This window comes from Coriobacteriia bacterium, assembly GCA_030652115.1.
GTDB lineage: Bacteria > Actinomycetota > Coriobacteriia > Anaerosomatales > Anaerosomataceae > UBA6100.
In genome coordinates this window covers 279,341-292,543 of record JAUSBK010000010.1, presented here as the reverse complement: position 1 = coordinate 292,543, position 13,203 = coordinate 279,341, and the positions used below count along the sequence as shown (strand labels likewise).

The following is a 13,203-nucleotide window of genomic DNA, read 5'->3' as shown; positions in this document are numbered from 1 at the left end:
CGATGCTGCGTGTCCTGGTGATGAACGGGCCCAATCTGAACCTCCTCGGCAAGCGAGAGCCGGACGTTTACGGAACGGTCACGCTTGACGAGATCGAGACGATGGTGGCCGAGCGTGCCGCGGAGCTCGGCGTAGACGTGAGCTTCTTCCAGTCGAACCACGAGGGCGCGCTCATCGACCGCCTTCACGAGTCCGTGGGTGTGTGCGACGGCGTGGTCATCAACCCCGGGGCGTACACGCACTACTCCTACGCGATCCGGGACGCGATCGCGGCCACAGGGCTTCCGACCTTCGAAGTGCACCTGAGCGACATCACCGCGCGTGAGGACTTCCGCGCGATAAGCGTCACGGCTCCCGTGTGCATCGGTCAGATCTCCGGGTTGGGTCCCGCGTCCTACCTCGAGGGACTCGAGGCGCTCGTTTCCCGCCTACGCAAGGAGGAGTGATGGACGTTGCCGCGCGTCTCAAGGGACTCCGCCGCAAGCTCAAGGATGACGGCGCACCGGCCGCCCTCATCTCCCTCACGTCGAACCTCAAGTACATCACCGCGTTCGACGGTGTGATCGACCGCGGCATCAACGCGGCGTGTCTCATCACGGACGAACGCGCCGTGCTCTTCACCGATAGCCGCTACATCGAAGCGGCCACCACCGCTGCAGCAGGTGGACCGTGGGAGGTGCGGCTGCAGAAGGAGAACCTGTACGTGGAACTCTGCGAAGAGCTCCACTCCATGGACATGAACTCGCTGCTCATCGAGTCGGGCGTCCCGTACGGGAGGTTCCAGTTCGTCTCCGAGCAGTTCCGCGGTGCGGTCCGGGTGGTCGATCGGTTGGTCGAGACGTTGCGACACATGAAGGAGCCCGAGGAGATCGAGCGGATCGCGGCTGCTGCTGCAATCGCCGATCGCGGGTTCGAGCACATCCTCACCGTGCTTAAGCCGGGAGTCACCGAGGCCGAGATCGCCCTCGAACTCGAGTTTGCCATGCGTCGCGAGGGGTCCGAGGAGATGCCGTTCTCGCTCATCGTTGCGTCTGGCCCGAATGGAGCGCGTCCGCACGCGATACCCGGTGACCGGCGCCTGGAGCCGGGGGACTTCGTGGTGCTCGATTTCGGAGCGCGTGTCGGCGGCTACTGCTCGGACATGACCCGCACCGTGGCCATCGGCGAGATCTCGAAGGAGCACCGGCGCCTGTACGAGGCGGTGCTCGAGGCCAACGAGGCCGGACTGTCGGCGGTGCGCTCGGGAGTGCCCTGCATCGAGATAGATCTTGCTGCGCGTGAGGTCCTCGACCGACAGGGACTAGGCGCGGCGTTCACGCACGGCCTTGGTCACGGGGTCGGCCTCGACGTGCACGAGATGCCCACAGTGGGACCGAAGAGCACGGACGCAGCGCGCGAGAACGCAGTCATCACCATAGAGCCGGGCGTGTATGTCGAGGGCACAGCCGGTGTTAGAATCGAAGACCTCGTGGTGGTGGAGGAGCACGGTGTCAGAATCCTCTCCAGCGCGCCGAAAGAACTCATCCAGATCTAGGAAGGCATAACAGACATGGCTGTCTCCACCAACCAGTTCAAGACCGGCATGTGCATCAGCTACAACGACAAGATGTGGATCATCGCTGACTTCCAGCACGTGAAACCGGGCAAGGGTGGCGCTTTCGTGCGTACGAAGCTCAAGGAGCTCAAGACCGGCCGTGTGGTGGACATCACCTTCCGCGCGGGCGAGAAGGTCGACGACGTGCGTGTCGAGAACAAGCGGCTCCAGTACCTGTACAACGACGGCACGTCGTTCCACTTCATGGACACGTCGAGCTACGAGCAGGCCGAGATCAATGCCGAGATCGTCGGCGACTCGGCCAAGTGGCTGAAGGAGAACGACGAGGTGCAGGTCATGTACGCTGGCGGCGAGCTCATCGGTGTGGAGCCGCCGATGTTCGTCGAACTCAAGGTTGTGGAGACCGACCCCGGCTTCAAAGGCGATACCGTCCAGGGCGGAACGAAGCCGGCCACGCTGGAGACGGGCGCCATCGTGCAGGTCCCGATGTTCGTAGAGTCGGGCGAGACGCTCAAGATCGATACCCGCGACGGGTCCTATATCACGCGCGTGTAGCCTCGGCTATACTGTTTCGACCGACCCGCGGAGGGGTGACCCCTTCGGAGGGTTTTCGCTTACCCGCAGCAAGGACGGTGCGATGCGACCGATACGGATAACGGACACCACGCTGCGTGACGCGCACCAGTCTCTCTGGGCGACCCGCATGGAGCTCGCCGACATGCTGCCCATCCTTCCGAAGATGGACTCGGTCGGCTACTGGTCGCTCGAGGTGTGGGGTGGCGCCACCTTCGACGCCGCACTCCGCTTTCTGGATGAGAACCCGTGGGAACGACTGCGGGTCATCAAGCAGCACTGCCCGAAGACGCCGCTGCAGATGCTGCTACGGGGTCAGAACCTCGTCGGCTACCGCCACTACAGCGATGAGATCGTCGATCGCTTCGTGAAGGCGTCTCACCGCAACGGGATCGACGTGTTCCGCGTGTTCGACGCGCTGAACGACATTCGCAATGTCGAGCCGGCAGCGCGCGCGGTGAAAGAGGCGGGAGCCCACTTCGAGGGCGCCATCAGCTATACCGTGAGCCCGGTGCACACCCTCGACAGCTATCTCACCTACGCGCAGCAGCTCAAAGAGCTCGGTGCGGACACCATATGCATCAAGGACATGGCGGGCATGCTGACGCCGTTTCGCACCGAGAAGATGGTGCGGGCGCTCGTCGACGAGATCGGCCTGCCGGTCCACGTGCACTGCCACTACATCGGTGGCATGGCGCCGATGAACTATCTCAAGGCGGCCGAGGCGGGGGCCGAAATCATCGATACGGCAGTCGTTGCGCTGGCCTTCGGCAACAGCCAGCCCGCCGTCGAGATGATCGTGGCCGCGCTCAAGGAGAGCCAGTACGACAGCGGGCTTGATCTCGATCTGCTCTTCGAGATCGCCGAGTACTGGGAGAACATCCGTCAGCGCAAAGGCCTCAAGCGTGGCGTCACATCGCTGCTGCACATGGAGGTCTTCAGCCACCAGGTGCCCGGCGGCATGATGAGCAATCTCATCAGCCAGCTCGAACTCCAGCACGCGAGCGCCCGTCTGCCCGACGTGCTGACGGAGATCCCCAAGGTCCGTGCCGAGGTCGGCTATCCGCCGCTCGTGACGCCGATGTCGCAGATCGTGGGCACGCAGGCGGTCATCAACGTGCTCACGGCCCGTCGGTGGTCGGTTGTTCCGAACGAGATGAAGGACTACATCCGCGGCATGTACGGCCATGCGCCGGGGCCGATGGACGACCGGATCGTCGCCAGAGTCCTCGGCGATCTCGAGCCGCTTGCCGCCGATGTGCGGCCGGGTTCGCTCGTGACCACCACGTACGCTGACATGGCCGAGGAGATCGGCGATCTGGCTCGCACCGAGGAGGACGTGTTGATGTACGCCCTCTTCCCGAACGAAGCGCGCGACTACCTACAGCGGCACCGGGAAGGCGCCGAGGGTGCCGTCTTCATGCACTCCCGGGACATCGACAGTGCCAGAGAGGATGACTCCGTGAACGTGAACCAGATCCGCGAGCTCGTACAGCTCGTCGAAGAGTCCGGCGTGACTGAGATCGTCGTCGAAGAGGGAGACCAGCGGATCGTCGTGCGCAAGGGCGGAACCTCGGTCGAGCATCCCCACGTCATGCACTCGCACGAGACCGCCGCGGCCGCACCTCCCGCGCCAGAGTCACCGCAGATCGTCGACGAGTCCATACACGGGGGCCGCCCCGCGGGGTGGTGCGCCGTCGTCGCACCCATGGTCGGCACCTTCTACGCCGCCGGATCGCCCGGCGCAGCGCCGTTCGTTTCGGTCGGCGACACGGTGTCCGAGGGTCAGACGCTCTGCATCCTCGAGGCCATGAAGCTGATGAACGAGATCACCGCCGAGGAGGCGGGCGTGATCCGTGAGGTTGCGGTAGAGAACGCCGCCGCGGTGGAGTATGGCACGGTCCTGTTCTACTACGAGCCGGTGGCCTAGTGGCGCCGATCGGCAAGATACTCATCGCCAACCGTGGTGAGGTCGCCCTGCGCATCGTGCGGTCCTGCAAGGAGATGGGTATCCGTTCGGTCGCTGTGTACTCCGAGGCCGATCGCGACTCCATGCATGCGCGGATGGCCGACGAGGCTATCTGCATCGGTCCCGCACAGTCGTCCCTGAGCTACCTCAACATGCCGAACGTCATCTCGGCGGCGCTCGTCAGTGGTGCTGACGCCGTCCACCCGGGCTACGGGTTCCTTGCGGAGAACGCGGCGTTCGCCCGTGCGTGCATCGATTCGGGGCTCATCTTCGTCGGACCTTCGGCCGATGCGATCGACCGAATGGGCGACAAGTCGGTTGCTCGCAGCACGATGATGGCGGCCGGCGTGCCGTGTGTCCCGGGCAGTGACGGTGCGGTGGATACCTACGCCGAGGCGCTTGAGTTCGCACGCGCGGTGGGCTTCCCGGTGCTCATCAAGGCCTCAGCGGGCGGGGGTGGCAAGGGCATGCGCGTCGCGCGCGAAGAGGGGGAGCTCGAGGCGAACATGACCGCCGCTAAGACCGAGGCTGCGGCGGCATTCGGAAACGACACCGTGTACCTCGAGAAGTACCTGACGCGTCCACGCCATGTGGAGATCCAGGTGCTTGCCGACTCGCACGGCAACGCCGTCTACCTCTACGAGCGCGACTGCTCCGTGCAGCGACGCCACCAGAAGCTCATCGAAGAGGCGCCGTCGCCCGCGCTCACACCGGAACTACGGGCCGCGATGGGGGCGGCCGCGCTGACCGCGGTCCGCGCCGTTGACTACCAGAACGCCGGCACCGTGGAGTTCCTGCTCGACGAGGACGGCAGCTTCTACTTCATGGAGATGAACACGCGCGTGCAAGTCGAGCATCCCGTGACCGAGCAGGTCACCGGCGTGGACATCATCAAGGAGCAGATCCGCATCGCGGGCGGCGAGCGGATGAAGCACGCCACACAGGCCGACGTTGTGCTGCGCGGGCATGCGATCGAGTTCCGCATCAACGCCGAAGACCCGTTGCACAACTTCCGCCCGCATCCGGGGCTCGTGACCGGGTTCAATCCTCCAGGTGGCTTTGGAGTGCGGGTGGACAGCCATGTCTACGGTGGCTACACGGTGCCCCAGCACTATGACTCGCTGCTGGCCAAGCTCATCGTGTGGGGCGAGACGCGCGAGGAGGCGGTCGCTCGTGCACGACGCGCTCTAGACGAGTTCATCATCACGGGCATCCCGACGACCATCCCATTCCACCAGTTCGTGGTGGAGGAGGAGCACTTCGTACGCGGCGAGGTCTATACTGACTACGTTGAGAAGCACGTTGATCCGAGCGATCTTGCGGCCTTTGTCACGCATGGCCGCACAGCTGAGGAGGGACGCGGTGAGTGAAGAGATCACCCTGGACGGCATCGGGGTCGCACCCGGCGTCCTGGAGACCATTGCGCTCGTTGCCGCCGAAGGTGTGGACGGCGTCGCGGGTGTTCCGGGCGCCTCAAGCGGGCTTGCCGGTCTCGTCCAGAAGGGGAGCACCCGGGGCGTGTGCGTCCAGGTGAACGAGGACGGAACGCTGGTCTCGGCCGTCCGCATCAGCGCTCACTACGGCCGTCCGCTTCGCGAGATCGCGAGCGACGTTCAGCGCGCCGTCACCGACGCGCTGCTCACCCATACGGGCCAGAAGGTCGCGTCTGTCGATGTCTTTGTCGACGGCGTGGTCTTCCCGGAGCAGTAGCGCGAAGTCGCGCGGACCGAGGAACCCGAGACGATGCTGGAACGCACTCGCGCCCGTCGACAGGCGCTGCAGATCCTCTATCAGCGCGAGATCACCGAACAGACGGTGGCGCAGATCCTCGGCGACAAGTCGTACAGCGAGGAAGACGGCGAGCTCTCGGACTACTGCCGCGAGCTGGCGATCGGGACCGAGCGCAATTCCGAGGCGATCGACGCCGAGATCGAGATGACCTCACAGCACTGGTCGCTGATGCGGATGCCGTACGTCGACCGCAACATCCTGCGGCTGGCGGTCTACGAGATCCTCTTCGAGCCCGATGTCCCCGACTCGGTGGCGATCAACGAAGCGGTTGAGATGGCGAAGGCATACGGAACGGATGACTCGCCCAAGTTCGTCAACGGCGTGCTCGGCAGGATAGCCGAGCTGCACGGATCCGCGCTCGAGTCGGATCACGCAGCAGCTGCAGCGGGCGGGCCGGCCAGTGACGAAGACGGTGCGACGGATATCGAGACGGAAGGGGCCTAAACCGGGCATGGCCGACGAGAAGTACACGTTCGAGCAGGCGCGGATCAGGCTCGAGGAGATCGCCCTAGAAGTCCGGAAGAAGGACACCTCACTCGAGAAGAGCCTCGATTTGCTCGAAGAGGGTGTGCGGCTAGCGAATATCTGCACCGAGCTCGTGGACCACACCGACATGAGTGCAAGCGTGCCTGTCCCGGAGATCGGTGAGGCCGCAGACGAACCCGGTGCCGAGCCCGAGGCCGTTCAGGGGCCTGAGGATGCTGAGGTGGACGCGGTCGACACGGTCGGTGTGGATGAGGTTGCCGTCGCCGACGAAACGCCGGATGCGGGCTCCGCTGCCTCGGAGGCGGATGACACTGAGCTCGACATCGACGGCTTCGACGACATCGCCGAACCCGAGAGCTTGCCCGCCGATGAGGACGCCGACGACTGAAACCGCCCGCTTACGGCTGGGTTACCGCACCGCGTGACGTGCGGGGATGATGGTACGATGCAGGCTCGGCCGCCGCGCACGAGGTGCGGTGGGACTGCTCCGGGAGTGTGTCTGAACGGTGAGTGCCACACCGATACTCGACTCGATCGCCGAGCCTTCAGCGCTGAAGTCGCTCGATGACCAGCAGCTGAAGCAGCTGGCCGCTGAGATCAGGGATACGCTCGTCGAGACGGTGTCGTCCACCGGCGGTCATCTCGCGCCGAATCTCGGCGTGGTGGAACTCACTCTCGGGCTGCACCGCGCGCTCGACTGCCCGAGGGACCGCATCATCTGGGACGTCGGGCATCAGGCCTACGTGCACAAGCTCGTCACCGGCCGACGGGTTCGGTTCGACACCCTGCGCACCTATGGCGGGGTCTGCGGCTTCCCCAAGCGCACTGAAAGCCCGCATGACGTTCACGACGCGGGGCATGCCAGCAACTCGATCTCCGTGGCCCTCGGGCTCGCCGCAGCGCGAGATCTGCGCGGCACCGACGAGACGATCGTGGCGGTCATCGGCGACGGGTCGCTCACCGGCGGCATGGCGTTCGAGGCGCTCAATCACGCCGGTCACCTCGGCAGCAGGCTCATCATCCTGCTGAACGATAACGAGATGTCCATAGCGCCGAATGTCGGAGCCCTCTCAAGTTATCTCGCGCGCGTGCGCCTGGACCGGCGCTACCGCCGTCTTCGCGATGACGTGGAGTCGGTTCTCGCCAAGACGAAGCTCGGCGCGGCCATGGTAGCGGCCGGAGAGGCCGCTAAGGAGTCCGTCAAGCAACTGCTCGTGCCCGGCATGCTCTTTGAGGAGCTGGGGATCAAGTACGTCGGGCCGATCGACGGGCACGATGTCGAGCAGGTGCAGAACGCCGTCACCTGGGCGAAGAGCAATGATGGACCGGTGCTCATCCACGCGGTGACGCGTAAGGGCCTGGGCTACGTGCATGCCGAAGACCGTCCGGACACCTTCCATGGCATCAGCCCGTTCTCGGTCGAGACCGGCAAAGTGAACGGTTCCGGCGAGGGTCCGCTCAGCTACACCGAGACGTTCGGCCACGCGCTCGTTGCCGAGGCTGCGGCTGACGAGCGCATCGTGGCCATCACCGCCGCGATGCCCGCCGGGACCGGCCTCACCCGGTTTGCCGAGCGGTTTCCCGATCGGTTCTTCGATGTCGGCATCGCCGAGCAGCATGCGGTCGGCCTTGCGGCCGGCCTCGCGCACGGCGGCCAGGTGCCGGTGGTCGCCATCTACTCCACGTTCCTGCAGCGCGCGTACGACCAGGTCATCATGGATGCCGCGCTGCAGAACCTGCACATCGTGTTCTGCATCGATCGTGCCGGTCTCGTCGGCGAGGACGGCCCGACGCACCACGGCGTGTTCGATCTGACCTACCTCCGGGCGGTGCCCAACCTCATGATCATGGCTCCCGCCGATGAGGCCGAGCTCGTGAACATGCTGCACACTGCGTTGCATGCCGACGGTCCCGTGGCCATCCGCTACCCGCGCGGCACCGGTCGTGGCGTCGCGCTGCCGGCCGAGCCGGTGGTCCTGGAAGCGGGTCGCGCCGAGGTACGCCGGGAGGGTTCAGACGTCGCGGTGCTCGCCATCGGGCGCATGGTCGAGGTGGCCGAGAAGGCCGCCGAGGCGCTCTCGGCACAGGGTGTCGAGGCCCGCGTCGTGAACATGCGATGGGTCAAGCCGATGGACCTGGAGGCGGTGTCCGCCGCTGCAGACACGAGCCTCATCGTGACGATCGAGGAGAACACCGGCCTCGGCGGGTTTGGCGCGGGCGTGCTGGAAGTGCTCGCCGACTTCGGCTCGGCCACGCCGGTGCTCAGGCTCGCCATCGCCGACTGCTTCGTCACGCACGGCGACATGAGCCGACTGCTCGCCGATGTGGGGCTTACCCCCGAATCGGTGACCGCCGCTGTCCTCGGCCGCCTGCGCGATATCCGCGAATCGGAGAGCGAGCGGAGCGATGGCAGCAGGGCGCAGGCTCGACGTCGAGCTCGCTAGCCGGGGCCTGGTCGCCTCGCCGGAGCAGGCGCGCGCCGCGATCCTGTCCGGCAGGGTGACGGTCGGCGGCACCGTGGTCAGCAAGGCCGGCGCGAACGTCGTGCCCGAGGCGGTGATCGTCGTCGCCGAGGGACCTCCGTTCGTTTCTCGCGGCGGGGTCAAGCTCGCGGGGGCGCTCGACGCGTTCGGTATCGATCCTGCTGGTGCACGGGCGCTGGATGTGGGGGCTTCCACCGGCGGGTTCACCGACTGCCTGTTGCAGCGGGGAGCGGCTTCCGTGACCGCAGTGGACGTGGGGTACGGGCAGCTGGCATGGAGTCTGCGCAACGATGCTCGCGTGCGGGTGCTCGAGCGCACGAACATCAGGACAGCAGACCCGATCGTACTCGGCGGTCCGTACGACCTGGCAGTGATCGACGTCTCCTTCGTCGGCCTGGCGAAAGTACTGCCGTCGGTGCTGCCGCTCATGGCTGAATCGGCATCGATCGTAGCGCTGGTTAAGCCTCAGTTCGAAGCTGGTAAAGGCCGGGTTGGTAAGAAGGGTGTGGTACGGGACGCCGCAGTGCACCGCGAGGTGCTCGAGGTGATCGTGGGTGCTGTTGAGTCACACGGGTGGGTGGTCCGTCGTATCGGCTGGTCGCCCATCACCGGCCCCGAAGGTAATATTGAGTTCTGGATCTGGGCCGCGCGTACCGGCGAGCGCGGCGGTGACGAGCCGGCTGCGGTGGTCGCGGCCGCGCATGCGGCATTGGGAGGCTAGAGTGCGCGTACTGTTGGTACCGAACCCGGCGAATCCGCGCTCGGTCGATGCGACCGGCGCGGTTGCCGCGCACCTCGATTCCCTCGGCTACGAAGCGGTGCTGGTCGATGATGATGCACAGCGGTGCGGCCTCGCGCAGTACGGCGTGGTGCGTGCCGAGGTAGGCGCGCCGGAACTGGCCATCGCGCTGGGCGGGGACGGCACCATCCTCAAGGCCGTCCACCTGCTGGGCGTGTCCGAGACGCCGGTCCTCGGCATCAACCTCGGCCGGCTCGGCTTCCTGTCCGGCGCCGATGGCGACGGGTTGCTGGACTCGGTCGACTCCGCTCTGGCGGGGGAGGCGCGCATCGAATGCCGACAGACGCTCGAAGCGTCGGTCACGGCAGGCGGGCGTGCGGCGGGGAGCTACCGGGTGCTGAACGAGCTCTTCGTGGGCCGAGGCGGGCTCGCCCGCGGCGTCGAACTCGAGCTGTCGGTCAACGGCGAGGCGCTGTACCGCTTCATCTGCGACGGCATGATCGTGGCCACTCCCACAGGGTCCACAGCCTACGCGCTGTCGGCGGGAGGCCCGATCGTCTCGCCGGACGTTCGTGGCCTCGTGTTCGTCCCGGTCGCCGCGCACGCGCTCAACGCACGCCCGATGGTCCTGGGGCCGTCGGACATCGTGTCGATCTCGTGTCCCAATCCTGCCCGGGCTGACGCGTGTGTGATGGCCGACGGCGATGCGGTCCCGTGCAGGACCACGCTCGATGCCGTGGAGATCAGGGTGGGCGAGCACGACGTGCGCCTCATGAAGCTCGACGGTCGCGACTTCTACGCGACGCTCTCGCGCACGTTCCTCGGAGCCTGACATGCTTTCCGAGCTCCACGTGAAGGATCTCGCCCTGGTCGAAGACGTCTGGCTCGAACTGGGCCCCGGCCTCACCGTGCTCACCGGCGAGACGGGTGCCGGCAAGACGGTCCTCGTCTCGGCGCTCAAGCTGCTGCTTGGCGAGCGGGCGGACTCGACGCTCGTCCGCGAAGGCGCCGAGGAGGCGGTCGTGGAGGGCCGGTTCGTCATCGACGGTCGCGACGTGCTGGTGCGTCGACGCCTGTCTGCCGAGGGACGTTCGCGCTGCAGCGTCGATGGCGAGATGGCCACCGTTACGATGCTTGCCGATCTCCTCGGCCCGCACGTCGATCTCCACGGTCAGCACGAGCACCAGGCGCTGCTGTCGCCCGCGCGGCACGCGGGATATCTCGATCGCTTCATCGGCCGGCCCGCAGAGCAGGCAGGGGAGCGGTATCGCACGGCGTGGCGCGCTGCGGCCGATGCGAGAGCGCGCCTCGCTGCACTCGAGTCGGCCCTCGCCGACCGCGACCGGAAGGCCGACTACCTTCGCTTCCAGCTCGCCGACATCGACGCCGCGGCCCCCCGGGAGGGCGAGCTCGAGGAGTTGCAGAGCCGCCTGCCGCGCCTGCGGCATGCCGAGCGACTCACCGCCGCGTCGGGAGCAGCGTGGGGTGCGCTCCGAGACGAGGGCGGCGCGTCCGACGCGTTGTCTTCCGCGATCGCCGCGCTCGTCCCCGCGCGCGGGCTCGACCCGGCTCTCGACGCGCTGGCCGAGGTGCTCGAGCACCTCGGCATCGAACTCGGCGACGCGGCCGCATCGCTGCGCGATTACGCGGATAGCGTCGAGCACGACCCGACGGCACTGGACGATACCGAGCGTCGGCTCCAACAGCTCTCCGACCTGCAGCGCAAGTACGGCCCGGCGATCGAGGACGTCCTGCGCACTCGCGACGAGGCAGCACGCGATCTCGCTTTGCTCGATGAGGGGGAGGCTGGTCTCGACCGCGCACGCGGAGAACTCGAGGCGGCAAACCTCGATCTGGAGCGTGCGGCCGCGGAGCTGGTTGGCATCCGTGACGCCGGCGTGGAGCCGTTCACCCGGGCCCTCGCGGATGCGGTGGCCGAGCTTGCGCTCCCGAACGCTTCGTTCGCCGTGGCGCGTCAGCCGCTCGAGCCTGCCTCCTGGACGTCCGATGGTCCGGAACGCGTGGAGTTCCTCTTCGCGTCCGGGCAAGGCGAGAGTCCGCGGCCGCTTGCGAAGGTGGCGTCCGGCGGCGAAGTCTCGCGGGTGATGCTGGCGCTCAAGAGCGTGCTCGGTGAGGCGGACGCGGTACCGGTCCTCGTCTTCGACGAGGTGGATGCCGGTATCGGCGGCGCGACCGCGCTTGCGGTGGGTGGCCGACTGGCCGCGCTCGCCGCATCGCACCAGGTGTTGGTGGTGACCCACCTGCCCCAGGTTGCGGCGTACGCGGGCGCCCACATCATCGTCGAGAAATCCTCCTCGGGTGGACGCACCGTAACGACGGCGCGGGGGGTCGAAGGCGAAGAGCTGGTGAGTGAGATTTCGCGTATGCTCGCAGGTGGCGCATCGGCCACCGGCCTGGCGCACGCACGCGAGCTTCTGGAAGCCGCCGCAACGGCGGGCGCGAGAGGATAGCATCGGATGCTGCTCACAGGCACTGCACGCCTCGACCGACGCACCAAGGACCTGACGAAACGGTTGAAGCGCGGGGATATCGCGATCATCGACCACGTCGACATGGATCGACTGAGCGCCGAGTCGCTCCTCGAGACCGGCGTGGACGTCGTCATCAACGCCGCATCGTCCATCTCGGGCACCTATCCGAACTTGGGCCCGCTGCTGCTGGTACGCGGCGGCGTCGAACTCATCGACGCCGCGGGACAGGAGGTCTTCGAGCGCATCTCAGAGGGAGACCGGATCGAGGTCTCTGACGGCGCGATCACGCTGAATGGCGAGACGATCGCGACCGGAACCCGCCTTACGATCGACGGGATCGAGACCGCGATGCAGGATGCGACCTCGCGGCTCGACCAGCAGCTTGACGCCTTCGTGCGCAACACGATGGAGTTCGTGGACAAGGAGCGCGCCCTGCTGACCGGCGAGGTCGCGGTTCCGCACCTGCGCACCTCGATCGAGGGTCGGCATACGCTCGTGGTGGTCAGAGGCTACGACTACAAGGCCGATCTCAGGACGCTGGTGCCGTACATCCGGGAGATGCGGCCCGTGCTCATCGGCGTGGACGGTGGCGCCGATGCGCTCATGGACCAGGGGTTCAAGCCCGACATCATCGTCGGCGACATGGACTCGGTCAGCGACGCCGCGCTCGCCTCGGGAGCTGAGCTCATCGTGCACGCGTACACCGACGGGCGCTGCCCCGGAAGGGAGCGGCTGCAACAACTCGGCCTGCAGGGAACCGAGTGGCGTAGTCCCGGCATGAGCGAGGACCTGGCACTCATGCTCGCGAGCGAGTCGGGCGCGGATCTCATCGTCGCGGTCGGTACCCACTGGAATCTGCTCGAACAGCTCGACAAGGGCCGCAAAGGCATGGCGTCCACGTTCCTCATCCGTCTGCGAATCGGACCGCGACTGGTGGACGCGAAGGGCGTGAGCAAGCTGTACCGCGCCTCGGTCCAGCCAAGTCAGCTCGTCGTTCTTGTCGCTGCGGGCCTTGGGCTGGTCAGCGTGATCGTCGTGATATCGCCTGCGGTCCGCACGATCCTTTCTCTCGTGCTGCTCCGGCTGCGCACCGCCATCGGACTCTAGGAGACCCC

The 13,203-nt window shown here is 66.5% G+C and carries 13 protein-coding genes; all 13 read left to right on the top strand.

Going from position 1 to position 13,203, the window contains the following annotated elements; genetic code table 11:
• Positions 1–2: 2 nt before the first annotated feature.
• The 13 genes from aroQ (at position 3) to steA (ending at position 13,195) form a co-directional block, all read left to right on the top strand.
• Entirely contained in the window at positions 3–446 is a 444-nt protein-coding gene (gene aroQ, locus Q7W51_09380) for a type II 3-dehydroquinate dehydratase (protein ID MDO8848582.1), read from the top strand.
• Positions 446–1,534: an aminopeptidase P family protein gene (locus Q7W51_09375; protein ID MDO8848581.1), complete on the top strand. Its 1,089-nt coding sequence runs from the start codon at positions 446–448 to the stop codon at positions 1,532–1,534. Before aroQ ends, Q7W51_09375 begins: the two co-directional genes overlap by 1 nt.
• 15 nt (positions 1,535–1,549) lie before the next feature.
• Entirely contained in the window at positions 1,550–2,110 is a 561-nt protein-coding gene (gene efp / locus Q7W51_09370) for an elongation factor P (GenBank protein MDO8848580.1), read from the top strand.
• 82 nt (positions 2,111–2,192) lie between these two features.
• Complete coding sequence (gene accB / locus Q7W51_09365) at positions 2,193–4,058, top strand: acetyl-CoA carboxylase biotin carboxyl carrier protein (GenBank protein ID MDO8848579.1); 1,866 nt, start codon at positions 2,193–2,195, stop codon at positions 4,056–4,058.
• On the top strand, positions 4,058–5,467 hold the full coding sequence (gene accC, locus Q7W51_09360; protein ID MDO8848578.1) for an acetyl-CoA carboxylase biotin carboxylase subunit: 1,410 nt from the start codon (positions 4,058–4,060) through the stop codon (positions 5,465–5,467). Before accB ends, accC begins: the two co-directional genes overlap by 1 nt.
• Positions 5,460–5,807 carry an Asp23/Gls24 family envelope stress response protein gene (locus Q7W51_09355; GenBank protein MDO8848577.1) on the top strand — a complete coding sequence of 116 codons (348 nt, stop codon included), beginning with the start codon at positions 5,460–5,462 and terminating at the stop codon, positions 5,805–5,807. The genes accC and Q7W51_09355 overlap by 8 nt, the downstream gene beginning before the upstream one ends.
• Before the next feature lie 33 nt (positions 5,808–5,840).
• A complete protein-coding gene (gene nusB / locus Q7W51_09350; protein ID MDO8848576.1) occupies positions 5,841–6,332 on the top strand; it encodes a transcription antitermination factor NusB in 492 nt (163 codons plus the stop codon).
• Between the two features lie 7 nt (positions 6,333–6,339).
• Positions 6,340–6,762 carry an exodeoxyribonuclease VII small subunit gene (gene xseB / locus Q7W51_09345; GenBank protein ID MDO8848575.1) on the top strand — a complete coding sequence of 141 codons (423 nt, stop codon included), beginning with the start codon at positions 6,340–6,342 and terminating at the stop codon, positions 6,760–6,762.
• Between the two features lie 118 nt (positions 6,763–6,880).
• On the top strand, positions 6,881–8,818 hold the full coding sequence (gene dxs / locus Q7W51_09340; GenBank protein ID MDO8848574.1) for a 1-deoxy-D-xylulose-5-phosphate synthase: 1,938 nt from the start codon (positions 6,881–6,883) through the stop codon (positions 8,816–8,818).
• A complete protein-coding gene (locus tag Q7W51_09335) occupies positions 8,781–9,578 on the top strand; it encodes a TlyA family RNA methyltransferase (GenBank protein ID MDO8848573.1) in 798 nt (265 codons plus the stop codon). The genes dxs and Q7W51_09335 overlap by 38 nt, the downstream gene beginning before the upstream one ends.
• 1 nt (position 9,579) lies before the next feature.
• Positions 9,580–10,428 (top strand): NAD(+)/NADH kinase, encoded by an 849-nt coding sequence (locus Q7W51_09330; GenBank protein MDO8848572.1) that lies wholly within the window; start codon positions 9,580–9,582, stop codon positions 10,426–10,428.
• A gap of 1 nt (position 10,429) precedes the next feature.
• Positions 10,430–12,067: a DNA repair protein RecN gene (locus tag Q7W51_09325; GenBank protein MDO8848571.1), complete on the top strand. Its 1,638-nt coding sequence runs from the start codon at positions 10,430–10,432 to the stop codon at positions 12,065–12,067.
• A 6-nt stretch (positions 12,068–12,073) separates the two neighbouring features.
• A complete protein-coding gene (gene steA, locus Q7W51_09320) occupies positions 12,074–13,195 on the top strand; it encodes a putative cytokinetic ring protein SteA (protein MDO8848570.1) in 1,122 nt (373 codons plus the stop codon).
• Positions 13,196–13,203: the final 8 nt, after the last annotated feature.